Source organism: Rhodoferax sp., from assembly GCF_030653815.1.
Classification (GTDB): Bacteria; Pseudomonadota; Gammaproteobacteria; order Burkholderiales; family Burkholderiaceae_C; genus Rhodoferax.
Genome location: NZ_JAURYQ010000023.1, coordinates 110906 through 136007 on the forward strand (window position 1 = coordinate 110906; position 25102 = coordinate 136007).

Sequence of the window (25102 nt, forward strand, 5' to 3'; positions counted from 1 at the left end):
GATTTTGTATGACCGTTCACCTCGCGCCATGACGACAGTAGCGTTCTCTCAACAGCTCGACGGCAATTTTGTCGGCATGCTGGACTGGCCGCAACTCGACGCCTTGTGGCTCAGGGTCCGTGCCGAACCACAGGGTTGGTATGCCAGCCAGAGCGGCGAGGCCGTGCCGACAATCCCGTTGTCGGCGGACGGACTGAACCACTTCATCGACGAGGTGGATGCGCTGCTGCGGCGCGAACACAAGAAAAACTTCTGCGGCATTGTTTACGCCGACAAGCGCGCGCAACCTGGCTTTATCAAAATCTACGACCCGCACAACATGGGGTCATTTTGCAGTTGCAGCAGCACGCCGGTACAGCCGCTCTGGGTGCTGTCGCGCATCAAGCCAGAACCACTCGAAGACACCACGCTCCTGCCCGGCGCACGTGCAAGCTGGTGGCGCCGACTTTTTGGCAGCCCTGAAAATTAAGCCACCAAGCCCCGACCATGTCCAAAGAATCTTTGCCACCCAAGCGTCTTTCAAACGCCAGACCAACGCCCTGGTGGCGCAATCCAGCCAACGCGGCGGCCCTCCTGGGAGCCGTGGCAGCTTTCCTTCTGGGCGGCTGGGTCTATCAGGCGCAAAGCCCTCAAGCGCCATCCAACGCGAATGGCCAAGCGAGCGATGCCGCGCCTGACGCCGTTCAATTGGTGCTGAAAGCCGGGAAGCCGACCATCGTCGAGTTCGGCGCCAACAACTGCGTGAGTTGCCGCGAGATGAAGCCTGTGCTGCATGCGCTCGCCCTCGATCCGCGCATTGCCGTGGCCGATGTGGACATCCTGAAAGAACGCGGCTACATCAGCAAGTACCAGATTCGCCTGATGCCCACGCAGGTGTTCTACAACGCCCAGGGCGTTGAGATCGGGCGCCACATGGGCAAGATCAGTGCCGAAGACATTCTGGCGCAGCTTGGCCTGACGGCAGCGCCATGACCGGGTTGGAAGGCCTGGCAGCGGCATTTGCCGGCGGCGTGCTGACGTCCGCCTCGCCCTGCGTGCTGGCAGCCGTGCCGGTGGCGGTCGGTTTTGTCGGCGGCCAGGCCAACAGCCCGCGCCGCGCCTGGACGCTGTCGTTAGCCTTTGTGGCGGGCATGAACATCGCGCTGCTGTTGATGGGCCTGGCGGCAGCGCGACTGGGTCTGATGATGGGCACGCTGCCCGGCCCATGGCTGGTGGTGGTGGGCGTGTTGGTGATGGGCCTGGCGGTGTGGCTTTGGCGTGCTGGCAGCGCCTGCAGCGTGGGCTTGCCCACTGCCTTGCAGAAGTATCTGGCGCGCTCGGGCCTGTGGGGTGCGCTGGTGCTGGGCGCCTTGATTGGCACGGTGATGAGCCCGTGCGCCACACCGGCGCTGGGTGCAGCACTGGCCATTGCCGGTTCGGGTGCTGCCATGGGCGCGTCAATGCTATGGGGCGCCGCACTGTTGCTGGCTTACGGCATCGGCCACAGTGCCTTGCTGCTGCTGGCCGGCGCCATGCCCTCTGCGGCGAGCGCCATGATTGCGCGCTTTTCGCGTTGGGATGCCTGGCTGCCCGGCCGGCGCGCGTTTGCCGCTGTGATGTTGCTGGCGGGCGCCTGGTGGGTGGCGCAAGGACTGGGCTTCAACCTGACCCTTGCTTAAAGTCGCTTATACGGTGAATTCAAATACATTGAATATCGATTGCGCATTGTTCCGTTTCCATTTCCCGAAAATCCATATGTCTGAAATCTGTACCACCAACGCCCGCCAGCAAGCAAAAAAAGGCGCCTTGTTTGTCGACGTGCGTGAACCAGCAGATTTGGCTGCCTTGGCTTTTGATGCGCCCGAGGTCATCAACTTGCCTTTGAGCCAGTTGGCGCGGCGCTGGCAGGAACTGCCCCAGGAACGCGAACTGGTGACCGTCTGCTTTAATGGCGTCAAGAGTCAGCAAGCTGCCGAGTTTTTGCTGGCCCACGGATTAAAAAACGTGCATCCCATGCGAGGAGGCATTCTGCTTTGGATGCAAAAGGGTTTCCCTGTGCTTGGCAAACGGCACACAACACTTGAGAAATAGCAATACATATGACGAATGACACGACCAAAATGAGCTTGGATGTGGTGTCCCAGCGGCGTTGAGTCCGCGAGCAGCACCAAAATCAACAAGCGGCGCGAGCTGCAGCGCAGTAAGGAGAAATGACCATGTTCAAGACCGCCATCCTGGCCCTCGATTTGTCCGCCGCTGAAGAACCGCTGCTGGACTGCATTCCGGAGCTTATGAATTGGGGCGTGCAGCGGTTGCTGATCGTCCACATTGTTCAGGTTGGTTACGTGCAGGGCCCGGGCTACCGCCAACTGGAAGACACGACGGTCTTGCTGGAGCGGCGCGCTGCCTCGTTGCGGGCAGCAGGCTTGCAGGTGGAGATCAGTGTGCGACTGGCGGGCGTGCCCGCGGACGAGATTCTGCTGGCAGCCGCTGAAGCCGGGGCTGAACTGGCGGTGGTCGGGTCACGCAGCCAGAACTTCGTGAGCCGCTTGTTCTTGGGGAGTGTTGCGCGCGACCTGATCCGCAAAACCACGCTGCCGCTGTTACTGCAATGGATTGAGCCCGACCCCGAAGGCACCGCCGGGCGCTGCAGCGCAGTATGCACAAAGACATTGCGCCATGTGCTGCTGGCCACCGACTTGTCAAAGCACGCCAGCGCCGCCGAACAAGTAGCCGTAGCCCTGGCAGGCCGGGCCGCCCAGATTGACTGCCTGACCGTGCTGGCGCCGAAGGCGATAGAGGCCACGCCCGCGTTGCCCCTCATGACGCATGCCGCGCTGGACTCTCTGGTGAGGCAAATCAAGGCGAGCGCCAGCCACGGCGAGGCCCTGGTGCTGCGGGGTGATCCGTCCGCCGCGATCGCTCGCACGGCCCAGGAGCGCGACTGCTCTCTGATCATCGTCGGCAAGCATGGCCAGGACTGGGTGCAGAGCATGGTTATCGGCAGCACTGCGTCGCGCCTGTGCGAGAACGCGGGCCGGCCGGTACTGCTGGTGCCGTTGCCGAAGGATCAATAGACATCACCCCCCGGTCGTCCCAGACCCTTGTTTCAAGGAGTTACAGCATGAGTCAAAAAGAAGTTGTCATTTGCAATCCGGTGCGTACCGCCATTGCCACGTACGGCGGAAGCCTGAAGGACGTGCCCGCGCCTGATCTTGGTGCTACTGTGATCCGCGAAACGCTCAAGCGCTCGGGGCTGGCGGCCGACCAGATTCAGACCCTGGTGATGGGCAACGTGATCCAGGCCGGCAACAAGATGAACCCGGCGCGCCAGTCGGGCATTGCTGCCGGGCTGCCGGTGGAAATTCCGGCCTTGACCGTGAACCGTGTCTGCGGTTCAGGTGCACAAGGTGTGGTGAGCGCCGCGCTGGAGGTCTGGTCGGGCATGGTCGATTGCGCCATTGGCGGCGGCATGGAAAACATGGACCGCGCGCCCTACCTGCTGCCGCAAGCCCGCTGGGGTGCGCGCATGGGCGATGTGACGATGTTCGACAGCATGCTCATGGACGGTCTCAACGATGCGTTCAGCGGCAAGCATTCGGGCTGGCACACAGAAGATTTGGTGACGCTCAAAAACATTTCGCGTGCTGACCAGGACAGCTGGGCGCTGCGCTCGCAGCAGCGCTTTGCCGCAGCACAAGCGGCTGGCAAGTTTGATGCCGAGATCGCCACGGTAGAGATTACCGGGCGCAAAGGCCCGACGCTGTTCAACAAGGACGAACACAACCGGCCCGAGACCACGGCGGAATCGCTGGCCAAGCTGAAACCCGCTTTTCGCCCGGACGGCAGCATCACTGCAGGCAGCGCGCCGGGCTTGAACTCTGGCGCGGCAGCCATGATCGTGGCCGATCGGCAGTGGGCCGAAAACCATGGCCTCAAGCCTATGGCACGGCTGGTGTCCTATGGCCTCGGCGCAGTTGAGCCGGGCATGTTTGGCCTGGGCCCGGTGCCCGCCGTGCGCCAAGCCTTGGCGCGCGCGAGTTGGGCGGTGTCTGACGTGCAGCGTATCGAAATCAATGAAGCCTTTGCCGCCATAACGTTGGCATGCCTGCGTGAGCTGGGTTTTGCCGAAGACATCGTCAACGTCGAGGGCGGTGCAATCGCCCACGGCCACCCGATTGGCGCCAGCGGTGCCGTGTTGGCCACACGGCTGATGCACTCCATGCAGCGCGATGGGTTAAGGCGCGGCATAGTGACGCTGTGCATTGGTGGCGGTCAGGGCATTGCACTGGCGCTGGAAATGCTGTGAACTGCACTGGCGGTTTTCCTGCGCGAATTCTCCACGCCGGATGCCGACTGGCATCAAAGAGGTCGAGTCCTGCTGATGGTGGGTGACCGAATCCATTTGAAAATTAATTTGCATCAAAATGACAGCGTCTTTCGGTAGCACTCTCCGTCTTCTGTGATGCCTGAAGTTTGATTCAATGAAAGTTTTCTGATGTCCAGTACGCATGACCACACCCCTGCCCACGACCATGACCAGGAGCACAGCCACAGTGGCCACGGTCACAGCCATGCGCCGGCCAACTTCAACAAGGCGTTTGCCATCGGCATCACGCTCAACATCATTTTTGTTGCCATTGAGGCGTTTTACGGCTGGCGCATCAACTCGCTGGCGCTGCTGGCCGATGCCGGGCACAACCTGAGCGACGTGGCCGGTTTGGTGCTGGCCTGGGGTGGTGCCTTGGCTGTCAAGCTGGTACCCAACGCGCGCCATACCTACGGCTGGAAGCGCGCCACCATCCTGGCGGCCTTTGCCAACGCCTTGCTGCTACTGGTGGCCATGGGCGGCCTGGCCTGGGAGGCCATTGGGCGCCTGATGTCGGGCGATGTTTCGCTGCACGCGCAGGGCGTGACCATCATGGTGGTGGCGGGCATCGGTATCGTCATCAACACCGCGACGGCCTTGCTGTTCATGCGTGGCGGTGACGACCTCAACATCCGGGGCGCCTTTTTGCACATGGCTGCTGACGCCCTGGTGTCAGCCGGTGTGGTGGTAGCCGGTGCCCTGACGCTGTGGATGGGCTGGACCTGGCTTGACCCGGTGGTCAGCCTGCTGATTGCTGCGGTCATTTTGTGGGGCACCTGGGGCTTGTTCAAGCAGTCGTTGCATATGCTGTTTGACGGCGTGCCCGACAGCGTGGACCCGGATGCCGTGCGCAAGCTCTTGCAGGGCCTGCCCGACGTGACCGAGGTCCACGACTTGCATGTGTGGGCCATGGGCACCAGTCAGATTGCGCTCACCGCCCATCTGGTCACCGACACCACCGACACCGCTGCGCTGTTGTGCGAAGCGGAGGAAGAGTTGCACGAGCACTTTGAAATTCGCCATGTCACGCTACAGCTTGAAACCCCGGCTTATGGGCAAATTTGCGGTTTGCGGCCCGGCATGAGATGCCAAAGGGAATAGTTTTTGCGGCGGGAGGCATCGAGCATGCGTGCCGCATTGCCACGAAAGGCCGCCCGGCGCATTTGTCGCGTCAAAAGAAATAACGCCCGTAAATCTCCAAACGCCCGCTGGAGAGCTTTTCACCGAACTCGGTGAACTCCTTGCCGGACAGGAAGATCAGGCGGGCGCGCAGCTCCCAGTTGGCGAAACCGGTGTAACTGATCTCTGGCGTGATCTGGTAGCTGTGATCATTCAGGTTGACCATGCTTGTCAGAGATGCCGCGCCGTAGACCCAGTCAAAAGGCTCGCTGACGCTGGCTTTTACATAAAGGTAATCGCGCCCCGGATTCGGCCTGGCGTAGCCCGACTGTGCGACGCTGCGCGCACTGCTGGCAAGCGTTGCTGGCGCACCGGGCGCAATGGCTGCCTCCAGAAACTGGTAGTAGTCGTTGAGTTCCTGTGCGCTGTAGCCGGCGCCATTGCGGTAATACTCTGCAATCCAGGTGACCTCGCCCTGCGTGAGGTAACGCAGTCCGAGCAAATAGGAATCCATATCAACGCGCTCCCTGCTCGTCACGCCCGAGGCCGTCACCGTGTTGCGGCTCGCATCGCGCGTGCGCGCCCACTCGCCATGAATCTCCAGCGCGGGACTCAGGTTGCGTGAAAAGTCCAGGCCAAAACTCTCGGGCCGCGCACCCTTGCTGCGCCACATCAGGTCAATGTCGGTGTCCCAGGCCAGCAAGTAGAGCTTGGCGGCGGGGTTGAGGTCTTTCGCGGGGCCAAAGTCAGCATTCATGTCGCCGTCGGTAGGCACCAGCAAACCTGTGATGCTGACGGCGCTGATGGACCCGGACAAGCTTCGGGTCCATTCGCCTGAAGCCATGACAAAACCTTCGCGAGAGGCAGCCGGGTCATTGGCATCTTTGGGTCGCTCCACCATCGCCACCGGGCTCCAGGCATAACCCTTACCCCAGCGCTGCACCCGTTTGCCCAGGTCAAACGTCAGGCCGGGGCTGGCGCTCCAGCGCAGGCCGCCTTCCATCGCGGCCAAATCCCGGGTGCTGCTGACCAGGGGATCACTGGCATAACCGCCCTGAGCCCGGGCATCGAGCACAAAATCACCCAGATTGACCTTGCCGCGGAGCTCCAGCGTGGTGGTGCTGCGCAGTAAATCAGAGCGTTCGGATTCGCCTGGATAGGCCATCTGAAAAGCCGGGCTCTCGCCACGCAGCTTCAGCCACTCTTCCTTTTGTTCCAGGTAGCCTGAAAACTCAAAGGTTTTTTTCTCGAACTCGGCGGCATCAAAGGTAAATTCTTGCGCGCTGGCCGACAAGCACCAGGCAGTCAGCAGCAAGCCCAGCGAGACTCCTTTCACCGGGTGCTTGGTATGAACTGCGTGACTCACTTGCGCAACTCCTCCAGCCGCGCCATAAAGCCCTGCGTGAAGACCTCATCGGCAAAGTCGCGCTTCTTCAAACCCGAGTACAGCATCACCGACTTGTAACCCTTGTACAACGGGCTGTCGGTCTCGATGGTAGCCGGGCGCTTGATGCCACCGCCGAAGTCCTTGATATCCTTGAAGTGCAGGGTTTTGAGCAACATGCCACTGCTGGCATAGGCCTCGATGTCAACAGGAAGCACCAGCTTTTTGTCCACCGTCATTTTGAGTTTGTCATACGCCACCTCACCGGTTTTAGCCTTCAGGTGCAAGGTGTAAAGCTTGTCGGATTCTTCCGCACTCGCCACGTCGTATTCCACCGCGTAATCCAGCCGCATGATGTCGGCGTTGTTGAACACGCCGCCAGTCACTGATTGCAGGCTGGTAATACGCATTGGCTTGCCAACGCTGGGCAAATACATCCACATGTTGTCGCCCTGGCGAAGGGTGCTGCGGCCCTTGTCGCTGGCAGGCTGCAAAAACAGGCTGGCGGTCTGCTCTTTGCCCTTCTTGACCGAATACAGAACAAACTCCTTTTTATTGCCATTGGGCTCGATGTTGATCAGTTTGCGGTAACTTTCATACGACTCGGGATCCAGATTGCGGTCGAGCTTTTTGAGAATGGCCGCGCCGTCCACGGCAAACGCCAGCAAGGGGGCGCACAGCGCCGTCAACGTGATGATTTTGAGGAATTTCATGATTTTTTCTCGTACTTTTTTCAATAGGTTCAGACGTGGCGCAGGGCCTGGATCGGGTCCATGCGGGCGGCGCGCCATGCGGGCTGCAAGCTGGCCAGGCCCGACACCAGCACCGCCATCACCAGAACGCCCAGCACTTCAGAGGCTGCCAGTGCGGGGTGCAGCGTGATTTGCTCTCGGCCGAAGTTAAAAACGATGGGCCAGACGTTGAGCGCAGCCACCACGACGTAACTCAGCGCCACACCCGCCAGCGCACCTGCCAGTCCGAGCAACAAACCCTCGCTCAAAAAGATCGCCATCAGCTTGCGCGGCTGGGTACCAATGGCCGCCAAGGTGCCGATTTCGCGGATGCGCTCATAGACTGCCATCAGCATGACGTTCATCACACTGACCAGCACAATGGCCACCAGCATGATCCGAATAAAAAACGTCATCATGTCAATCATCTTGACGATGTTGGCAAACGGTGACAGATCGGCCCAGGTGTGCAACTCAGTGGCCGGCTTGTCCTCCTTGTTGCGGATGGTGTCAAGCTGGGTGTTCAGGCGTTTCTGGGTGGCGGACAAGGTGCCGATATCTTTCAGTCGCACCGCGACCTCCATCACCTCTTCCTTTTCCATGCGCAGCAGTTCGCGAGCGTCCTTGATGTCGATGTAGCCATCGCGTCCGCCCGGGCCAGTGATGCCTTCCAGAATGCCGCCCACCACAAAGGTCTTGCCGTTGACTGAGCCCGAAGCGTTGGTGGCCACCAGCACCACCGAGTCACCCAGCTTGACCTTCATGCCGCGCGCCAGCAGCGCGGGCACCAGCACCTTGCCGGGCGCCACCAGCGGACCGCTCTTGTCGCCCTCGCTGATACGCTGGCGCAGCGCCGGCACGGCAGCATCCTCGGCAGCCGCATCGACGCCGTTGAGGCGGATACTGCTGTTTTCGGTGAAGTTGCTGAACATGGCGCCGAACTTGACCCGCTTGGAATAGGCCAGCACGTCGGGGTCGGCCTTGAGGGCATCTTCAACCAATTCCACCGCACGCGGCTGCAGGCTCATGGTCAGTGGCAGGTTGTCCATCGATGCCGTATAGCCCTTGCGGTGTACCTGCAAGTGGCCCAGCATGCTGTCGGTGATCGAGCCGACCATGGTTTGCTTGAACGAGCCGGCTGCCGCCACAAACAGCAACAGCGCCACCACACCCAGCGTGATCAGCAAGGCGGTCAACAGGGTGCGGCGCTGGTAGCGCAACAGGTTACGCAATGCGAGTTTCAGGGTCGAGTTCATGCGGCAACTCCTTGGGTCAGCAGGCGACCATCTTCGAGCGTGAAGATTTGCTCGGCTTCATGCATGATTTTGGGGTCGTGGGTGGAAAAAATAAAACTGGTACCAAAGTCGTCGCGCATGGCTTTCATGAGATTCAGCACCTTGTAGGCGGTGTCATGGTCGAGGTTGGCGGTGGGCTCGTCGGCCAGCACCAGTTTGGGCTGACCAACCAAGGCGCGGGCCACCGCCACACGCTGCTTTTGCCCACCCGAGAGCTGGTCCGGGCGCTTGTGTGCCTGCTCCGTCATGCCCACGGCGGCAATCATCTTGTTGACCTGCTCACGGCGTTTGGCTTCAGACCAACCACGCACCATCAGCAACGGATACTCAATGTTTTCATAGGCGCTGAGCACCGGCACCAGATTGAAATCCTGAAACACAAAACCCAGGTGCTCGCCACGGAATGTGGCTGCGGCGCTGCGCGACAGCGTGCTGATATCGGTGCCGTGCACCCGCAGCGTGCCACTGGTGGGGTGATCCAGGCAGCCAATCAGGTTAAGCAGGGTGGACTTGCCGCTGCCCGAGGGGCCAACAAAAGCGGCAAAAGCGCCCTCGCCGATCTCAAAGCTGAGGCCATTGAGTGCGGGCACCTGCTGCTCACCCACCCTATAGTTTTTGGTGATGTTAATGGCTTGTATCAATGACATTTATTTCTTTCTGGTTGTTATCAGTCAGTTCTGTGGTCGCTAAGTAACCTCAAGGCAACTTGGGCATTTTCTGTTCGGGCAAAACACCGCTCAATGACCCCAAAAAAGCAGTGATGGACTTGACCTCACCCTGCGTCAGGTCGCGATTGTTGCCACCCGCGGCGCATACACGCACGGCTTCCTCCAGAGTAGGCACCATGCCATTGTGAAAGTACGGTGCCGTTTCTTTGACGTTGCGCATGGAGGGCACGCGCCACACATGCTCATCGCCAACTTGCTGGGTGGTGTCGAAGCGACCCAAGTCATCCTGCAATTTGTATTTGGTAACCAAGGTTCCTTCAGCAAACAGCGGGAACTTTTGATAGAACCCATCGCCGCGCGCCAAAGGTGCCGTCTTTTGACAAGCGGGCATCGAAATAGAGTTGCTTGCCCAGCGCCACCTTGGCTGGTGTGATGGGGTTGTCGGCAGGGACTTGTACGCCTGACATACCGCGCATGCCACCCATCATTCCGCCACCCATGCCTTGGGCCAGCAAAATGCCGGATGTGACGACAAGCGGGGTTACCGCCAGCAATGAAAGAAATGAGCTTTTTTTCATACGGACCTTGAATGGACGGTTTTGGAATGCGGGGTGTTTGGCTGCCTGTTCATCCGTCGGTCTTTATTTGATGAAGCCACGTGCTTTCATGACATCGCAGCCGTTTTGCCGCGGTGCATTCAAGGTGATGTTCTTTTCTTTGGCGCGTGTTTCCATGACGGCGTGCTGCTCGGACTGCACGACTTTGCATTCGTCATAGGTCTTGACAGCACGCATCTTGGTTTGGTTGGCCGTGCGTTCCTCGGCCGACATCAGCGTCCAACCGGGGGTGTTGGTCTGGTCAAACCGCATGCCACGCATCCCACGCGCGCCAGGACCCATTTGACCTGCACCAGGCCCCATGCCCATACCCATGCCGGATCCGGCAACTGGGCCACTTTGGGCCAACACGGAGGCTGACAATGCAGCGGCCAGAGCGGTGGAGATAGCAATAGATTTGGCAATAGTTGAGGTTTTCATGGTGGACTCCTTAAGTTAAACCTGTGGGTGGGAGCAGACCTTGCCTGCATCCCTGGGCACTATTTGAGCGGACCTATGTCAATGCCGTGTTGCGGCAAAGGACTGATTTGCATCGCCTTGTTGCACTGTGGCCTTGCGTTACAGTGCGTTACAAAACTCGCGGGGTCGACCGCTTCCATGGTGTCGCGGCTGGTTGTAGGCTTGCCCAATAGCGCAAAATATGGAGTGGTATGGACAACAAAGACTGCATCCTGATCGTCGATGACGAGCCTGAAATCCGCCGTCTGCTGGTGGATTACCTGGCACGCAATGGCTATGAAGCAGTGGCTGCAAGGGACGGCCGGGAGATGTGGCACATGCTGCAGCAACACGCGGTCGACCTGCTGGTGCTGGACTTGATGCTGCCCGACACCGACGGCCTGACCTTGTGCCGCGACCTGCGCGCCAAATCCAGCCTGCCGGTGATCATGCTGACCGCTCGTGGTGAGGAGACCGACCGCATTGTGGGTATCGAAATGGGCGCAGACGACTATCTGGTCAAACCCTTTAATCCACGTGAACTGCTGGCACGCATCAAATCCATCTTGCGCCGCACCCGTGCGCTGCCGCCCAACTTGAAGCCCGAGCCAGCACGCTGCCTGGGCTTTGCTGGTTGGTGCCTGGACACGGCTGAACGACTGCTGATTGCACCAGACGGTGTCGCTACGCCCCTCTCAGGAGGTGAATTCCGTCTGCTGCGCATCTTGCTAGAACATCCCAACCGCGTCGTCACGCGGGACCAGTTGATCGAAATGATTCATGGTCGCGAGGCCGAGGCCTATGACCGTGCCATTGATGTACAGGTAAGCCGCCTACGGCTGCGCTTGCGCGACGACAGCCGCGAACCACAGTTGATTAAGACCGTGCGCGGCGAGGGTTATGTGCTGGCAGCCATTGTGGAGGCAAGAGGCAAATGCGTTTAACAAAGCGCCTGACATGGCGAGCCCTGTCATCAAGCCTGTACGCCCGGATGGCACTGATTTTGCTGGCCGGTTTGTTAGTGGCGCAAGGTGTCAGCGTGTGGCTGCAATGGGGTGAGCGTGCTGCCGTGGTCAGTCAGGTGCGTGGGCTGAATATGCTTGATCGCATTGCCGAGGCCGTTCGCAACCTGGAATCCACTGAACCTGCACGTCGCGAAGAAGCACTTCTGACACTCCAGTATGGTGGATTACAGGTGGAGCTGATTACACCCGATGTGGTCTTTCCCAATGCGCCAAATAGCTCATTTCAAACCATGCTGATAGAGCGACTGGGCAGCAATAGAGATATTCGCTCAACAAGTGGTGGCCCTGGTATGGGTATGGGGCCGGGGGCCGGAAAAGGCATCGGAGCGTTAGGGCAGCGCAGCAATATCAAACGCAGCGTGGATATTCGTTTGATCGATGGTCAGTGGGTTCGCATCACGACTGGACAAATGGCCGATGCCACAACCCCGGCGCTGTCCAACATGTTGATCATTCAGTTGCTATTCAGCCTGGGGTTGGTAGGTGCTGCAGTCCTGATTGCGGTACGACAGGCGACACGTCCTCTGCAGCAACTGGCACAAGCGGCTGACACATTGGGACGCGACCTTAATGCGCCACCCCTCGCGGAGGATGGATCGGCAGAGACCCGGCGCGCTGCCCAAGCCTTCAATCGCATGCAGACCAAAATCAAACGCTTGGTCAGCGAGCGAGCGAGCGCCCTGGCAGCGGTGTCGCACGATCTGCGTACGCCATTGACCCGCTTGCGCTTGCGCACTGAGCTGATTGATGATGAAGGCCTACGCGAGCAGATGGCGGCCGACCTGGAAGCCATGGCTGCCATGATCGATGCCACACTGGACTATTTGCGCGGTCTGCAGACCAACGAAGTTGTTCGTGCCATTGACATCAACGCACTGTTGGAAAGCATGGCAGAGGATGCAAAGGTGCTGGGGAGAAACATCCAAATTCTGGGGCAGACCCTCAAACCGTTCAACGGCAAGTTGTCAGCCCTGCGTCGGGCGTTGCAAAACCTGATCGACAACGCCTTCAAATATGGCCATGGTGCAAATATCCGCGTGGAAGACAGCGTTTCGCATTTGAACATCACAGTAGAAGACGAGGGACCAGGCATTGCGCCCGAAGACTTGGCAAAGGTTACTGACCCCTACTTCCGTGTGGACGGCGCGCGAACTCAACCGAAAGATGGCGTTGGTCTGGGGCTATCGATTGTGAAAGACATCGCCCTGATGCACAACGGCGAGCTGCTGCTGGCCAACAGACCGCAGGGCGGATTGGCTGCAACAATGGTCTTGCCTCGCAGTTGACGCGATACGCCCACTGGGCCCAGTGGATTTGTTCGCGCTGCTGTTTATGCTTAGCTTTGACGAGCTCAACATCCGAGGCTCCCTTTTGCACATGACAGCTGACGCATTGGTGTCAGCCGGGGTGGTGGTGGCGGGCGCCCTGACACTTTGGATGGGCTGGATCTGGCTCGACCCGGTGGTCAGCCTGCTCATTGCTGCCGTGATTTTGTGGGGCACCTGGGGCTTGTTCAAGCAGTCCTTGCACATGCTGTTTGACGGCGTGCCCGACAGCGTGGACCCGGATGCCGTGCACAAGCCTCTGCAAGGTCTGCCCGACGTGACCGAGGTCCACGACCTGCATGTGTGGGCCATGGGCACCAGCCAGATTGCGCTCATCATGGGTCGCCAAAACGATTGATTTTTGCAGCGACACACCGGCAGCGGCTCCTACCGAGCCTTGATGCGGCTCCATGCGCCAAAGCCAAGCAACAAAACGGCAATCACAAGCAGTGCTACCAGGGTCATGTTCGGCACATAGAAGGTGGTGTAGACCTCCCAGCCCAAGAGGCGCAAGCCGGCTGATACATCGGAATAAATGCCGACCAGATGGCCGCCAAGCGTGCCGGTGATGCCCAGCAATGCGCTACCCAGCAGTGCCAGACCGGCCATGATCCAGCGCGACATGCCGTCCCACACGGTTTCACCGCGGCGCCAGCGCACCCACAACAAAATAGCCCAGCAGGCGACCGTCCAGCTCGCCGTCAACACATGGTTGCGCCCCAGCGGCGTGGACGCGATGGTCTCCCACGGCCATACCAGCAAACCGATGGCAAAAGCCAGCAGCCCGAAGACCAGGGCAACGGACAGGAGCGGCACGAGGGCGCGGTCGATGGTCTTGGCCAGCGCACCGTCGGAAAACGCACGCAGCACGATGAACAAAGTCGCCGTCATCCACAGGCCAAGCGGAAAGTGAACCAGAACAATGTGATAAGGGGCCATGGTCAATCTCCTTGCTTGCGTTTGAGCAACTGATTAAGGGCGATGCCGAATGCGGCAATCAGGAACACGCCAGCGAACAGCGTGAACAGCCACTGGCGGCGGATTTCGTCGGCAAACTCGCCCTCAACCCCGTAGTAGGCGAGCTGACTTTCGCTGTGGCGCGCCTTGACCGGCTCGGCTTTTTTGATGTGTTCAGCGCCGGCATGCTTGGCACTGTTGAGCATGGGCCAACTGACTTGACCGGGGTAGAACAGTGTCAAACTTTTCCACGGCTGATCCCAGCTTGGCTGCGCACCTTCGAACCGGGCGGCGACCAGTTCGGCCTCACGGCCCAGGCCGAGTGTGATCGGCAGGGAAATATTGTGCCAGCGGCTACCGCTTGCATTGCGGTGGACGGCGAAAGCCAGGTTATAGACCCGTTTGTCGACAAAAATCTTGTCATCCAGCGGGTTGCCGGTGTCCATGGCGCGCGTCAGGGTCACATCCCAGAAGCCGTCTTTCCAGCGCGCGTTGCCCACCACCTTGATGTCGGCATGCGAGCCGTCGCCGCGGCTGCGCAGCAGCAGGCGGCGAGGAATGGTGTCGCCATCCTTCCAGGCGAAGTCCGGATCGAACGGTACCGCCGTGTCGTCGGTAATGTAGTAGACATCGTCAAAGCCGAGTTTGTGTTGCATCAGATCGTCCCAGTTCAGCGCGCGACGCTGGGTTTTCTGCGGGTCGAGCATGAACTTGGGCTGTTTTTTCTCGGCATCCCAATTGGTCGTGAAAGCCCCCTTGCCAGCGTCGCCGGAACGGGCGTCGAAAACATACTCGTCGTCGGAGGCATTGACCGGATTGCCGCGATGCGCGCGCCAGTGCCACAGATCGAGGAAATAGCCGCCCTTGCGCAAGGCCACCAATTCATCCTCGGGGATCACTGAACGCCAGTCGGCCGGATTCTTGCGTGTTTCTGGCAAATGCTTGCGGACCTCCTCCTGGTTACGCTTCTGTCCAAGGTAGGGGTGCGCCTGCACCTCTTTCTTCTCGGCCTCATCGGTGAAGAAACGCATCCTGTCGCCGATGGTGATGTAGCCGCCATAGCGGGCGAATTCAGGCACGCCGCCGTCGTCCACCATCATCGAGACACGATCCTCATAAATGCCCTCGGTCTGTGGCCCGACCACGCTGGCGCCGTGGCGAACCCATTTGCCGCCCTCGAACTTCAGCATGTCATGGTAGATCGAAGCTTGCTTGGCCGGCCAGCGGTAGTGAAAAAACACGTCGGTCCCGTTGTAGGCGGCTTGCACCTGCAGCGGCATGGTCAACTCTTCAGGGATGTAGATGTTGCGCTTGGGATCGTTCTGAACCACGCCCGTGCCGTGGGTGAACCACGACAACAGCAAGCCCCCGCCAAACAAGGCCAAGGCGGCAACAAACCCCTTGCGCTGAGAAGAACGACGGATATCACTCATAGAGTCACTCCTGATTTCGGATGAACTCAGGAAGACTTCCTGGGGCCTGTGCGCGAGCTTAGGCATCACCAAAAGCGTGATCTGTGCGCTATCGAACATATCGGGGCTCGGCTGCGTGCTGCGAGCCTGCATAAAAAATAGGGGTAGCCCACTACGGACCACCTCTCATTTATTTTTGTAGTCGATCAGGCAATGTATCAAAGATCGCTACTTACCCGACACAAGCGCCGCATGCCATTGCGCCACGTCTTCTATGGCCTGTGCCAGTGGCATGTTGGCTTCGACACGGTCCATGATCAGGCGCTGCAGAATGGCGCCCAGCATGACCACGTTGTCCGCCATGTGGGATTTAAGTTCGGTCAGAAACTCGCAAGTGGGCGGATCGAACGCATAAGCCGACACAAAGTCGTCAAATTTTTTATCTGTCGCCAGCGCGTAACACATGTCGTAGACCAGGTTGAAACTGCGCGTCTGCTGTGCCTCATCCATGGGCCCGAGGTTGGCGCGCAATTCCTCTCCCAAATCACGGCGAAAGTCCTGCAAACCATACGCGGAACGCGCCTTGACCACATCTTCAGGTGTGAATTCCCATTGCATGTCTGCTGTCTCCTTGATTGAAATTGAATTGAATGAGGGTCAGTCAACGCCAAAGATGGCCTCAAATGCGGCTTCGTCGTCGCTGCAAATCGGGCAGGTTTTCTGCGGCGTCGGCGACACAAAATGGCGATCACAACGCGCACAGCGTTGCATGGCCTGCTTGATCAGCGTGATGACTGGTTGACCAGGCCGTGCATCAAACGAAGCCTGGGCATCCAGCACGCGTGGCTGGCACACTTCCAGACACGCCTCACAGGCGACACAACGGTCGGCTTGAAATGTCAGCGCCCAATCATTGGGGTTTTGCTCAATCCCGATGGCCCCGGTCGGACACACCCGAAAGCACGCCTCACACAAGGTGCAGCCGGCTTGCAAGCTGAGTTGCATCAACGGCAAGCTTTCGTGCCAGGGGACAGTGAAGGGACGATCTTCTTTTTGCTTGCAAACAATTTGCAGCAGTTCACGCGGCTCCGACACCATGTAAGCCCCGGCACGAATGGCGCTGGTCAGCACTTGAGGCGACTGGCTGGTTTTTGCCTGTGTTGGTTCAGACGCAGGGTTGCGTCTGAACATGCGACCGAACAGGTTGCGTCTGGCTGCTGTGCTGGCACTTTTGGACTGACTGGTCTGCCTGGCAACCGTGCTGCGCGCGTCATCGACCAGCATGGGCATAACCCAAGCCAGCTCGGGCGCGGCCTCGTCAACGCCCGGCTTGGCTGCAGCTGCCAGGACCGCAACGGCCTCCAGATGAAGCTGGAGCTGCGCTGCACCTGTTTTGCCATGCGCGCACTGTTGGCAATGCCCGCTACCGTGCAGAGCCACCGGGATCCGGCGTTTGGCCATGTAGGCCAGCCAGCTTGCGTCCATTCCCCCCAAACATGGCACCTCGGCATCGCCGCGACATCCGGAAGGCGCACAGGCGAGACTGAAGACGGGTTTTTGAATGGCCTCGCGCAGGATCTCGATGGGCTTGAAATCCGCACTGCTCCAGGCCTGGGTGTGGCAGGCACTGATGCACAAGCCGCAATTTTTGCACTTGTCCGCGACCAGGGCGGCACCCTCGTCCGACAAGGCAATGGCTTCATGCGGGCAAGCGTCTGAACAGCGTCTGCATTCGCTGTATCGATAGCGGTAGCGGGTGCAGTGGCTGGCGCGAAAGTCAGGCATCACACAGCCGGGCTAAGGTTTGGCCTTGGTGCTGCCGCTCAACACCTGTAATGGCGTGCCAGTTTCACAGGTGTTGTGCGGAATCACAAAACTGACCCCGGCGGGCGGTGCACCGCTGCTTGACGCTGTGAATTTTTCAAGGGCTTTGCGCACAAATTCCCAGGCCGTCACACCACCGCGCACGGCGTAAATGTTTTTTCCAGGGTGCTGCTTGGCCAATGTTTGAGCGACGTTCAGTGCAGCCGGATTGTCGTCGGCCACGACCACCACGGACGCTGTGGGCACGATGCGCAAACCGGGTCGATATTTGAGCGCATCTGCCAAGGCGTATTTGGCCTGATTGGCCTCACTGCGCGCATCAATCACACAGCAAGGAGGCTGCTTTTTAAGCGCCTCCATCAGATCGACTTCATCACGCAAAGAGGCCTCTGCATACGACGAAGCGCCAGCCAACGCCAACAGCGCCAACAGCAGGAAACGCAAATAAAACTTCAAGGTAGACATGACATTTTCAAACCGTTAAAACCGTCTTGCCGCCCGCCGCCTCGCGTGGTACCAGCGCATGACGACGATGGTACAACGCCGCGGGCAAGGCCAACTGTCTGACCTGACCAAAGGCAACCCAGTCGGCGATCGGTGGCTGGGGGTCGTTGAGCGGCGCCACCCAAAGCCTGTTTCCCAGTGACTCGACCAGGCCGGCGCACAGGTTCAAATCAGCGTCGTCAGAAATATCGGCGCGCAGCAATACCGTGCTCACCCCGTGCTGCAGCATGGCATCAATCCAGCCTGCCGCCCGCACGCTGGAGGATTCACCATTGGCCTTGAGCACTTCCCACACCGGCTCGCACAGCGAAGGGGTGACCACATTGAAATCTTCATTGGATACAGTCTCAAACGACCAACTGACCGACTGACGTTGCACCGGCACCTGCAAGCCAATGCGCTCGGTGCCAAATTGATGCACCAGTCGCGTTACGACGGTACTGTCAAACAAGGCGATCTCACCCAAAAATACTTTCCTGGCCCCGGCATTGAGCAAGGCCGTGGCCACAAGTTCAGACTCGCCTGCCAGCAGCACCTGGGCATTCATCACCTGATTTTGCATGGAGGCCAGGCGTGGGGTGCAACACACAAAACTGGGCACCACCGGGTTAAGTTCGGAGAAGTTCTTCGCCAGGCAACAAAACTGCACACTCATGGTGCGGCCCGCAGGGTCTCGAATTTCGGATAAACAAAGGGAACCATCGGGCAATCCGCATCGGGTGCCAGTCCCACCAACATCGGTCGCAAGTCCTGCAAAGTGCCGTAAATGGGCTCGATCCTGATCCCCAGGTAAGACGGGCGGTATTTTCCAAGCGCCAGCATGGCATCGTCAAGCAACAACAGGGCGCCGGACTGGTTCTGGTTTTGGGTGAAAAACAGCGCCAGGGTGGCAAACGCCAGAGCCTGCAGCAGCTCGGCCTCGGGATCTCTCGTGCCCAGCGGACTATTGCGAATCAGCCGTGACCAGCGCGCATTGAGCCAGTCGTGCAACTGTCCCAACTGGTTGCTGTTCCACAGCGTGGCCACTTCGCCCCAGTCCAGTTCCGAAAGCACCGAACGGTCGGGCGGAAGAATGGGGTTTGAATGCAAATCCAGCAACATGGGTCGGATCCTCACAAAGCCAGGTCCTGAACGGCGTTGATGGGAATCACCCGCCCCTTGGCAGATGGCGCCAGCCGCTCGGCCGCGCCGGAAGGACATTCACCACAGACCGGCTCGTCCGGATTGAACTCCAGGGTGATTTCAGATTTTGGCACCACCAACTGCCCCTGATCCAGGTCATCGAGTCGGCTCAAGCCCATGGCCGCAATTTCTTCCGTGGCAAAACCATGTAAAAAGCGTGCCATTTCACGGTAAAAGGAATGGTTGGCAGCGCGCTGGATCAGGCTGCTGTAGCCGCGCACCCAGCGCCCAAGATGCAGCGACCAGAAGCGTTTGATTTCCTTGTCGCATCTCTTGTAGGCGCCCAGGTCATCAGCGTCGAGGGCCTGCGAACAGCGCTCCAGCAATTCAGCCACGAACATCAATTCCATACCCAGTTGATCAGCAAACACCTCAAACCGGCCTTTGACCTGCTCGAAGCCAAGACGCTTGTACAAGGCAGAAACCTGGTAATGCGGGTCTTGTTTGAAGCGCCCGGTCAGGCGCACCGACTCCACAGGCGGAAAGCCACCGGAGGACGCAAACAGGGTGGCGTATTCACACGCCAGCACATTGACCAGGGTGCTCAGGTCGGTGTCCAGAAAGTCGGAGCCGAAGCGGATGCCGGCGTGCCCTAGCGATTGCAGCCAGGCGGGATTGGCCATGCTGGTCAAAAATTCGTCTGAGGGCTCCTCAACAAACACCCCGGCCAGCACCCGGTAAATACGGGCCCTGGCCCGACATTCCTGGGCCAAGGCTGGGAGATCAAGCGTCTGGTGGTCCGACTCAACGGGTGCTTCCAGCACCTCTTCAAAATCAAATATCGCATGGAGCATGGGAGGGCTTTCCAATGATGCCGAGCCGCAAAAATTGCGGATCGACAAAGGCTATGAAGTGCTGCGTGCGGCGGGTATTTTCAACTCCGCCGCACGGCAACACGCTTAATGTCCGCCTGAGGCCTGATGCTTGACGCTTTCAGGCCCGCCCCAGGCCGCCATCTCCGGGTGCATCTTGCGATGCAAATCACCGGTGTAGGCGTAGCGCATGGTTTCCTTGAAGGCGGCCACGTGCTTTTCCCAACTGCCCTCGGAGTCGCCATATTTGTCACCGGGGCCGGCCTTGGTGACCTTGACCACCGTGTCATACCAGCCTTGCGAGCCACCAATCGGGTCGGCCACCACGGGGATGATGTTGTTGGGGTGCACCCCCTTGTCATCCCACCAGACGTTGTTCAGATCCGGATCATCTGCACCATGGCTGTAGTCGGCTTTCTTGTCTTTGAGCTTGAGGGTCGCGAGGCGACCGTATTCCCAGTGACCGAAGCCGGTGGAGATGGAGATCACCTTGGGGTGAATGCCCTCGGTCACGTAGGCTTTGGTAACCAGGTGACCCACCGCACTTTCCACCCGCACCAGATCGCCGGTTTTGACCCCCAACTTGGCAGCAGTTTCCGGATTCATCCAGGCCGGATTGCTGTGGGCAATCTCGGCCAGCCACTTGACTGCCGCTGTGCGCGACTGCTTGTGCACGTTGAGCTTGAAGGTGGAGAGGATCATCTCGTCGTCCTTCATGGACTCGTGCCATGGAATGCGCTTGAAGGTGGGCATGGGATTAAAGCCATACTCGGCCCACTGATCGACACGCACGTTGATCAGGCGGTTGCCAGTGGGAAAGCCAACATAGTTTTTACCGTCACGCTGCAAGCCGATGGTCTTGCCACCCTTGGTGATATTGCCGGATTTGTCAACCGCGGCACCCGCCATGTCAGCCGCTGAGAGCTCTTTCTTGTACAAGCCATATTCGGCCTGAATTTCGCGACCAGTCTTGTCCGACACCTTGCCGGTCTTGGGATTGAGCGTGCCATAAATAGGCCAGACGCCGTGTTTTTTGAGAAAGTTCAGGCCGCCGGCTTCCTTCAGTCCTGGCACATTGTCAAAGTGGTGGCGCATGTAGTCCTCACCGTCCTTGAAGTTCCAGAACTGCTTCATGCCGCGCTTGCCATCGGGGTCGAGCTTGTGGATGATGTCGCGCAGCATGACGCGGTTTTCTCGTGACTCGCCGAGCGACTTGTGCACCGGCTGGCGAATGCCCAGCCAGGGCCACAAGGAGTTGGGCATCGACTCGGGTTCCCAGCGCTCAAGGTAAGGGCAATCCGGCAAAATCAGATCGGCCAGTGCAGTTTCTTCGCCCATGAAAGGGCTCATGGACACCAGGTAGGGAATCAGCTTTTCATCCTTGTACAGCTTGCCCCAGACCGCGGTGGAACCGGGGTTGGTGTAGACCGGATTGTCCTGGTAGGTAAAGTAAACATTGACTTTCTGCTTGCCCTCGGCAATCCAGAACGGCACCAGGTGCGACACCTTGTGCGAGGCCAGAGGGTAGTCTGGCGGATGCGCCAGATAAGACGGCTTGGCTGGTTTGCCCGGTGCCGGCTGTGGCTGTGGCCAGCCCATGCCGCGCGGCAGGCAATAACCGCCCTTTTTCTCAACGTTGCCGGTCATGATGGGCAGCATCATGCAGGCTTTTTCGTTATACGAGCCGTACAGGTGCTTGGCCGGGCCGCGGTAAGTGAACAGCGTAGCAGGTTTTGTGGTGGCAAATTCGCGGGCAATGCGCTCGATGGTTTCTGCCGGCACCCCCGAGATTTTGGACGCCCACTCGGGTGTGAACTGCTTGTAGTGCGCCTTCAGCTCAGCCACGGAGACATTGGTCCAGTGGTTGATGAAGTCGCTGTCTTGCAGGTCTTCGCTCAGGATCACATTGCCCATGGCCAGTGCCACGGCGCCATCGGTGGCCGGGTGCACCGGAATCCATTCATCCGAGAAACCTGCCGTGTTGGACAAACGCACATCGAACGTCACAATTTTCATGTGGTTGTCAATGCGGCCTTCGGTCACGCGCTGTGACAGCGGATTGTGAAAGTAGGAAGCTTCCAGCACGTTGGAGCCAAAGTTGAGGACATATTTGGCATTGGCGAAATCCGGCGTCTCAATGTCTGGGCCCCAGGTGGGCTCCATGCCAACCTTTTTGGACGATTCACACACCGAGGTATGGTTCACGACCGTGGCAGAACCCAAGGTTTGCATGAAACGGTCAATCGTGCCGCCAGTGCGGTTGCGGCCGTACTTGAGCATGATGGTGTTGGGGTCTTCCTTGAGGGCGGCGTCAAGCTTGCCAGCCAGCTCCGTGAGCGCTTCGTCCCAGGTGATGCGCTTCCACTTGCCTTCACCGCGCGCGCCGACACGCTTGAGCGGGTACAAAATGCGATCCGGGTCGTAGCTGTACCACATGCCCGAATTGCCCTTGGCGCACAGGCGTCCGCGCGTGGACACATGTTCAGGATTGCCCTCCAGTTTCACCACCCGGTCGTTTTCCAGGTAGGCAATGGCGCCATCCTGAATGTTGCAGACATGGCAGCCGGTTGGCACGGCGCGCCGTTCAACCGCAGTGACCGGATCAATGTCTCTTCCACCCAGGTCGTTTTCCATGGCGTTAAGCAAGCGGGGGGCCGCTGCAGCCACCGCCCCGGTGCTGGCACTGACTTCCAAAAATGTGCGTCGTGTGACTTTGGGAATTTTCATGATTTGTTTCCTGGAGTAGGGTCAAAACAAGGTTTGCATTTGCTGGGGGGCCATCAAAATGCCGTAGCGCAGGGCGGCACTACCGAGCAGAATCAGCGCCGCCGCGATCATCAAAATACCCCGGTGCTGCTGCCCCGTGCTGGTCAGCAACAGGCCTACGGGCAAGGCGATGCCGCCCAAAATACCGAAGCCGACAAAGATCAAGCCCATGGTGCCCGTGGTCAAAATGGCAAAGGTCAACTCCTCGGCAGCGCCACCGTAATGGGTGGTGCCCATCACGCCGATCAACACCACGCCCACCGCTGCGGTGGACCACAGCATGTACTCGCGCAGGACTTTTTGCGCTGCCACATTGGCACCCGCCAGCAGCGCCCCGGCGGCCGAGCCCGAGGCAATCGCCAACGCCACAAACAACACCGGCATCACCGGCGTGTTCCAGACCGGGCGCGACTGGTGCACCGACAAGTCATAGCCGGTGTAGATGGGCAGGCCCAAGGCCAGCAAAGCGGTCAAGGTCGCCAACAACTTGCCATGCTTTTCCTGTTTTTTGAACAAGGTCCAGATATAGAGCGCCGAGCAAATGCCAAATGCCGCGATGTTCAGCGCTCCCCAGGCCAGCGGCGAGGTGAACTGCATGTACATGGGGTTGAGCGTGTTCAGAAAGCGCAGGGGTTGCGACAAGTCTGCCACCAGCAGCGCCCCGCCCACCCCCAGCAACACCAATGAGGCATAAGCTGCCTTTTCGCGCAAGGGTCGCAATGCAGGCGTGATCCAGGAACCATAAGACAGAAATGACAAGCCCGCCAGAATGCCGACAACAAAGAAGTAGATCGCGTAAGCCGAATGCCACGAGACATCGTGAAACCAAACATATTCACCCATGATGTGTACTCCTTAGATTTTGAAGTGAAGTTTGAAAGCAGCACGTTCCTGCTCCATCACTTCAACGGGCTTGTAGCCATCGCGGCCAAACTCGGTCTGGTTGCGGTCGGCACCAATGTAAAAAACGTGCGGCTTGGTGCCTTGCTCAGGGCGCAACACCTGCGTTGGGTTGGTCGCAATCAGATACGAGACCTCGCTGTTGGGGTCGTTGATGTCGCCAAACACGCGGGAACGGCCAATGCAGGTTTGCACACAGGCCGGCACCAGGTTTTGCGTGACGCGATGGAAACAGAAAGTGCACTTGTCCACGACATTGGTGATGGGTGTGTAGGTGCGGTGCGACGGCAGCATGAAGCGCGCGTTGTAGGGACAGGCGGCCATGCAACTGCGGCAACCAATACAACGCTCGTAGCGTTGCAGCACAAAGCCACCGTCTTCGACCACAAAGGTGGCACCCACCGGGCAGTTGCGCACACAGGGCGGGTCTTCGCAGTGGTTGCACAGACGCGGCAAGAACTTGCGCGATACCGTGGGGTACTTGCCTGTGACCTTGTAAGGTACCCAGGTCCGGTTAACCCCCAAGGGGGTGTCGTATTCGGCCTTGCAGGCCACTTGGCACGCCATGCAACCGATGCATCGACGGATATCGACCACCATGGCAAATCGCCGCTTGTGCGATTGGCCCGCTGCCTGTGACGAGACTTTGCTTGTTTCACTCATCGGTTTGTCTCCTGAAGAGGATGTGATTCTTGACGGATACACGCTATCCGAATCAAATAGCGCAACATACGTGCCACACCTCGAAACAAAACAGAACAACAGCTTTTCACTGGAGAAAGTGCTTGAAATAAAGAAACTCAAACCGCACCAATGTCACGGAAACGTAACGTCATACGGGTTTCTACCAGGCGAAAATGTTACGAAATCGTTATCTACTACCTGTCATGACTTTTATCTGTGAATGAACCCATGCAACGCAGAACCTTGCTTGAATTCGGAGCAACCTGGAACCTGCTACAGGCCAGTGCCCAGGCACAAGATCGCAAAGATGAGCGCGCTGCACCGTTGCGCGTTGGCCTGACGGCCGTGATCCTGGCCGATCAAGCGGCATTTTTGACGCGCTGGAGTAACTATCTGGGTTCGCGCATGGGCGTACCGCTGGTATTTGTGGCACGCGAGTCCTACCAGAACATTCTTGACCTGCTGTTTACCGACCAAATCGATGCTGCCTGGATTTGTGGTTACCCTTTTGTGCTGCATCAAAGCAGATTGCAACTGCTGGCGACACCGTTGTTCCATGACAAACCGTTTTACCAGTCCTACCTGATTGGTCAGCAAGGCAAGCGTTCCCTTTTGAGCGGCTGGAGTGACCTCAAAAATCAGGTACTGGCGTACTCGGACCCGCTGTCCAATTCAGGCTGGCTGGTAGCGCAAGCACAGCTGCGCGCTGTCGGGTTGACCCCCCGGGACTTGCGCCGGTCTTTCTTTGCCCACGGTCACCGCAACGTGGCGGAAGCCGTGGCCTCCGGCCTGGCGCAAGCCGGTTGCATTGACGGCTACGTCTGGGAGACCATGCAACTGCAAAAAATGGCAGTGGTGGAACAGACCGACGTGCTGTGGCGCTCCGACTGGTATGCCTTTCCACCGATGGTGGCCAAGCGCAACGACAACAACCCGGCTTTACGGACCTTGGGCGACGCCCTGCAGACCATGACGACAGATGCACAAGGCGCAAGCCTGCTTCGCGCCCTGAATCTCACTGGTTTTGCCAAACCCGACGCCGCCCTGTTTGAGCCGATCAAAGCGCTGGCCGCCAGCGTGAACATGATCCGGACCTGAGACCGGCGACAAA

29 protein-coding genes are annotated in these 25102 nt (G+C 59.0%); 11 read left to right on the forward strand and 18 right to left on the reverse strand.

Features of this window, described 5'->3' with window-relative positions; genetic code table 11:
* Positions 1-28 precede the first annotated feature (28 nt).
* The 7 genes from Q7U49_RS08640 to Q7U49_RS08670 all read left to right on the forward strand — a co-directional run bounded on the left by Q7U49_RS08640 (position 29) and on the right by Q7U49_RS08670 (position 5449).
* On the forward strand, positions 29-469 hold the full coding sequence (locus tag Q7U49_RS08640; protein WP_304763789.1) for a hypothetical protein: 441 nt from the start codon (positions 29-31) through the stop codon (positions 467-469).
* Positions 470-486: 17 nt separating this feature from the next.
* Complete coding sequence (locus Q7U49_RS08645; protein ID WP_304763791.1) at positions 487-972, forward strand: co-chaperone YbbN; 486 nt, start codon at positions 487-489, stop codon at positions 970-972.
* Entirely contained in the window at positions 969-1658 is a 690-nt protein-coding gene (locus Q7U49_RS08650; protein WP_304763792.1) for a cytochrome c biogenesis CcdA family protein, read from the forward strand. The genes Q7U49_RS08645 and Q7U49_RS08650 overlap by 4 nt, the downstream gene beginning before the upstream one ends.
* A complete protein-coding gene (locus Q7U49_RS08655) occupies positions 1651-2070 on the forward strand; it encodes a rhodanese-like domain-containing protein (RefSeq protein WP_304763793.1) in 420 nt (139 codons plus the stop codon). The genes Q7U49_RS08650 and Q7U49_RS08655 overlap by 8 nt, the downstream gene beginning before the upstream one ends.
* Positions 2071-2195: 125 nt before the next feature.
* Positions 2196-3056: a universal stress protein gene (locus tag Q7U49_RS08660; protein ID WP_304763794.1), complete on the forward strand. Its 861-nt coding sequence runs from the start codon at positions 2196-2198 to the stop codon at positions 3054-3056.
* Between the two features lie 47 nt (positions 3057-3103).
* Positions 3104-4288 (forward strand): acetyl-CoA C-acyltransferase, encoded by a 1185-nt coding sequence (locus Q7U49_RS08665; RefSeq protein WP_304763796.1) that lies wholly within the window; start codon positions 3104-3106, stop codon positions 4286-4288.
* 189 nt (positions 4289-4477) lie between these two features.
* Complete coding sequence (locus Q7U49_RS08670) at positions 4478-5449, forward strand: cation diffusion facilitator family transporter (RefSeq protein ID WP_304763797.1); 972 nt, start codon at positions 4478-4480, stop codon at positions 5447-5449.
* 70 nt (positions 5450-5519) lie between these two features.
* Here the strand turns inward: Q7U49_RS08670 and Q7U49_RS08675 are convergent, their stop codons facing one another.
* The 7 genes from Q7U49_RS08675 to Q7U49_RS08705 form a co-directional block, all read right to left on the reverse strand.
* A complete protein-coding gene (locus Q7U49_RS08675; RefSeq protein ID WP_304763798.1) occupies positions 5520-6833 on the reverse strand; it encodes a hypothetical protein in 1314 nt (437 codons plus the stop codon).
* Complete coding sequence (locus Q7U49_RS08680; protein ID WP_304763799.1) at positions 6830-7564, reverse strand: outer membrane lipoprotein-sorting protein; 735 nt, start codon at positions 7562-7564, stop codon at positions 6830-6832. The genes Q7U49_RS08675 and Q7U49_RS08680 overlap by 4 nt, the downstream gene beginning before the upstream one ends.
* Before the next feature lie 29 nt (positions 7565-7593).
* Positions 7594-8838: an ABC transporter permease gene (locus tag Q7U49_RS08685; protein WP_304763800.1), complete on the reverse strand. Its 1245-nt coding sequence runs from the start codon at positions 8836-8838 to the stop codon at positions 7594-7596.
* Entirely contained in the window at positions 8835-9524 is a 690-nt protein-coding gene (locus Q7U49_RS08690) for an ABC transporter ATP-binding protein (RefSeq protein WP_304763801.1), read from the reverse strand. Before Q7U49_RS08690 ends, Q7U49_RS08685 begins: the two co-directional genes overlap by 4 nt.
* Positions 9525-9573: 49 nt before the next feature.
* Positions 9574-9855: a hypothetical protein gene (locus tag Q7U49_RS08695; protein WP_304763802.1), complete on the reverse strand. Its 282-nt coding sequence runs from the start codon at positions 9853-9855 to the stop codon at positions 9574-9576.
* 7 nt (positions 9856-9862) lie between these two features.
* Positions 9863-10123, reverse strand: coding sequence for a hypothetical protein (locus Q7U49_RS08700; RefSeq protein WP_304763804.1), 261 nt, complete (start codon positions 10121-10123; stop codon positions 9863-9865).
* Between the two features lie 63 nt (positions 10124-10186).
* Complete coding sequence (locus tag Q7U49_RS08705; protein ID WP_304763805.1) at positions 10187-10582, reverse strand: hypothetical protein; 396 nt, start codon at positions 10580-10582, stop codon at positions 10187-10189.
* Between the two features lie 230 nt (positions 10583-10812).
* On the opposite strand from Q7U49_RS08705, the gene Q7U49_RS08710 reads away from it, so the two are divergent.
* From Q7U49_RS08710 to Q7U49_RS08720, 3 genes are read left to right on the forward strand one after another with little or no spacing between them, the layout of a single operon-like run.
* Positions 10813-11544, forward strand: a complete 732-nt coding sequence (locus Q7U49_RS08710) for a response regulator (RefSeq protein WP_304763806.1) — start codon at positions 10813-10815, stop codon at positions 11542-11544.
* A 47-nt stretch (positions 11545-11591) separates the two neighbouring features.
* Positions 11592-12911, forward strand: coding sequence for an ATP-binding protein (locus Q7U49_RS08715; protein ID WP_304763807.1), 1320 nt, complete (start codon positions 11592-11594; stop codon positions 12909-12911).
* Positions 12912-12957: 46 nt separating this feature from the next.
* Positions 12958-13308 carry a cation diffusion facilitator family transporter gene (locus Q7U49_RS08720; protein ID WP_370653984.1) on the forward strand — a complete coding sequence of 117 codons (351 nt, stop codon included), beginning with the start codon at positions 12958-12960 and terminating at the stop codon, positions 13306-13308.
* 29 nt (positions 13309-13337) lie between these two features.
* On the opposite strand, the gene Q7U49_RS08725 is transcribed toward Q7U49_RS08720, so the two are convergent.
* The 11 genes from Q7U49_RS08725 to Q7U49_RS08775 form a co-directional block, all read right to left on the reverse strand.
* On the reverse strand, positions 13338-13889 hold the full coding sequence (locus tag Q7U49_RS08725; protein WP_304763808.1) for a DUF2231 domain-containing protein: 552 nt from the start codon (positions 13887-13889) through the stop codon (positions 13338-13340).
* Positions 13890-13891: 2 nt separating this feature from the next.
* Positions 13892-15340, reverse strand: a complete 1449-nt coding sequence (locus Q7U49_RS08730; protein ID WP_304763809.1) for an ethylbenzene dehydrogenase-related protein — start codon at positions 15338-15340, stop codon at positions 13892-13894.
* Positions 15341-15547: 207 nt separating this feature from the next.
* Positions 15548-15937, reverse strand: coding sequence for a hypothetical protein (locus Q7U49_RS08735; protein ID WP_304763811.1), 390 nt, complete (start codon positions 15935-15937; stop codon positions 15548-15550).
* Positions 15938-15976: 39 nt separating this feature from the next.
* Positions 15977-17104: a 4Fe-4S dicluster domain-containing protein gene (locus Q7U49_RS08740; RefSeq protein WP_304763812.1), complete on the reverse strand. Its 1128-nt coding sequence runs from the start codon at positions 17102-17104 to the stop codon at positions 15977-15979.
* A gap of 12 nt (positions 17105-17116) precedes the next feature.
* A complete protein-coding gene (locus Q7U49_RS08745) occupies positions 17117-17608 on the reverse strand; it encodes a hypothetical protein (RefSeq protein ID WP_304763814.1) in 492 nt (163 codons plus the stop codon).
* Between the two features lie 7 nt (positions 17609-17615).
* Positions 17616-18302 (reverse strand): hypothetical protein, encoded by a 687-nt coding sequence (locus Q7U49_RS08750; RefSeq protein WP_304763816.1) that lies wholly within the window; start codon positions 18300-18302, stop codon positions 17616-17618.
* On the reverse strand, positions 18299-18748 hold the full coding sequence (locus Q7U49_RS08755) for a hypothetical protein (protein WP_304763817.1): 450 nt from the start codon (positions 18746-18748) through the stop codon (positions 18299-18301). The genes Q7U49_RS08750 and Q7U49_RS08755 overlap by 4 nt, the downstream gene beginning before the upstream one ends.
* Before the next feature lie 11 nt (positions 18749-18759).
* Entirely contained in the window at positions 18760-19623 is an 864-nt protein-coding gene (locus Q7U49_RS08760) for a molecular chaperone (protein ID WP_304763818.1), read from the reverse strand.
* A 105-nt stretch (positions 19624-19728) separates the two neighbouring features.
* Positions 19729-22368 (reverse strand): molybdopterin-dependent oxidoreductase, encoded by a 2640-nt coding sequence (locus tag Q7U49_RS08765; RefSeq protein ID WP_304763820.1) that lies wholly within the window; start codon positions 22366-22368, stop codon positions 19729-19731.
* Between the two features lie 21 nt (positions 22369-22389).
* A complete protein-coding gene (gene nrfD / locus Q7U49_RS08770; protein WP_304763821.1) occupies positions 22390-23250 on the reverse strand; it encodes an NrfD/PsrC family molybdoenzyme membrane anchor subunit in 861 nt (286 codons plus the stop codon).
* Between the two features lie 12 nt (positions 23251-23262).
* Positions 23263-23970, reverse strand: coding sequence for a 4Fe-4S dicluster domain-containing protein (locus Q7U49_RS08775; RefSeq protein WP_304763822.1), 708 nt, complete (start codon positions 23968-23970; stop codon positions 23263-23265).
* A gap of 249 nt (positions 23971-24219) precedes the next feature.
* On the opposite strand from Q7U49_RS08775, the gene Q7U49_RS08780 reads away from it, so the two are divergent.
* A complete protein-coding gene (locus tag Q7U49_RS08780; protein WP_304763824.1) occupies positions 24220-25089 on the forward strand; it encodes a PhnD/SsuA/transferrin family substrate-binding protein in 870 nt (289 codons plus the stop codon).
* Positions 25090-25102: the final 13 nt, after the last annotated feature.

Coding starts and splice junctions, on each gene's coding strand:
- Q7U49_RS08710 (WP_304763806.1), top strand. CDS start 10,813: ATGGACAACAAAGACTGCATCCTGATCGTCGATGACGAGCCTGAAATC.
- Q7U49_RS08690 (WP_304763801.1), bottom strand. CDS start 9,524: ATGTCATTGATACAAGCCATTAACATCACCAAAAACTATAGGGTGGGT.
- Q7U49_RS08730 (WP_304763809.1), bottom strand. CDS start 15,340: ATGAGTGATATCCGTCGTTCTTCTCAGCGCAAGGGGTTTGTTGCCGCC.
- Q7U49_RS08750 (WP_304763816.1), bottom strand. CDS start 18,302: ATGAGTGTGCAGTTTTGTTGCCTGGCGAAGAACTTCTCCGAACTTAAC.
- Q7U49_RS08660 (WP_304763794.1), top strand. CDS start 2,196: ATGTTCAAGACCGCCATCCTGGCCCTCGATTTGTCCGCCGCTGAAGAA.
- Q7U49_RS08680 (WP_304763799.1), bottom strand. CDS start 7,564: ATGAAATTCCTCAAAATCATCACGTTGACGGCGCTGTGCGCCCCCTTG.
- Q7U49_RS08760 (WP_304763818.1), bottom strand. CDS start 19,623: ATGCTCCATGCGATATTTGATTTTGAAGAGGTGCTGGAAGCACCCGTT.
- Q7U49_RS08715 (WP_304763807.1), top strand. CDS start 11,592: ATGGCACTGATTTTGCTGGCCGGTTTGTTAGTGGCGCAAGGTGTCAGC.
- Q7U49_RS08775 (WP_304763822.1), bottom strand. CDS start 23,970: ATGAGTGAAACAAGCAAAGTCTCGTCACAGGCAGCGGGCCAATCGCAC.
- Q7U49_RS08645 (WP_304763791.1), top strand. CDS start 487: ATGTCCAAAGAATCTTTGCCACCCAAGCGTCTTTCAAACGCCAGACCA.
- Q7U49_RS08755 (WP_304763817.1), bottom strand. CDS start 18,748: ATGTTGCTGGATTTGCATTCAAACCCCATTCTTCCGCCCGACCGTTCG.
- Q7U49_RS08745 (WP_304763814.1), bottom strand. CDS start 17,608: ATGTCTACCTTGAAGTTTTATTTGCGTTTCCTGCTGTTGGCGCTGTTG.
- Q7U49_RS08670 (WP_304763797.1), top strand. CDS start 4,478: ATGTCCAGTACGCATGACCACACCCCTGCCCACGACCATGACCAGGAG.
- Q7U49_RS08740 (WP_304763812.1), bottom strand. CDS start 17,104: ATGCCTGACTTTCGCGCCAGCCACTGCACCCGCTACCGCTATCGATAC.
- Q7U49_RS08780 (WP_304763824.1), top strand. CDS start 24,220: ATGCAACGCAGAACCTTGCTTGAATTCGGAGCAACCTGGAACCTGCTA.
- Q7U49_RS08700 (WP_304763804.1), bottom strand. CDS start 10,123: ATGAAAAAAAGCTCATTTCTTTCATTGCTGGCGGTAACCCCGCTTGTC.
- nrfD (WP_304763821.1), bottom strand. CDS start 23,250: ATGGGTGAATATGTTTGGTTTCACGATGTCTCGTGGCATTCGGCTTAC.
- Q7U49_RS08665 (WP_304763796.1), top strand. CDS start 3,104: ATGAGTCAAAAAGAAGTTGTCATTTGCAATCCGGTGCGTACCGCCATT.
- Q7U49_RS08725 (WP_304763808.1), bottom strand. CDS start 13,889: ATGGCCCCTTATCACATTGTTCTGGTTCACTTTCCGCTTGGCCTGTGG.
- Q7U49_RS08720 (WP_370653984.1), top strand. CDS start 12,958: ATGCTTAGCTTTGACGAGCTCAACATCCGAGGCTCCCTTTTGCACATG.
- Q7U49_RS08685 (WP_304763800.1), bottom strand. CDS start 8,838: ATGAACTCGACCCTGAAACTCGCATTGCGTAACCTGTTGCGCTACCAG.
- Q7U49_RS08650 (WP_304763792.1), top strand. CDS start 969: ATGACCGGGTTGGAAGGCCTGGCAGCGGCATTTGCCGGCGGCGTGCTG.
- Q7U49_RS08640 (WP_304763789.1), top strand. CDS start 29: ATGACGACAGTAGCGTTCTCTCAACAGCTCGACGGCAATTTTGTCGGC.
- Q7U49_RS08765 (WP_304763820.1), bottom strand. CDS start 22,368: ATGAAAATTCCCAAAGTCACACGACGCACATTTTTGGAAGTCAGTGCC.
- Q7U49_RS08705 (WP_304763805.1), bottom strand. CDS start 10,582: ATGAAAACCTCAACTATTGCCAAATCTATTGCTATCTCCACCGCTCTG.
- Q7U49_RS08735 (WP_304763811.1), bottom strand. CDS start 15,937: ATGCAATGGGAATTCACACCTGAAGATGTGGTCAAGGCGCGTTCCGCG.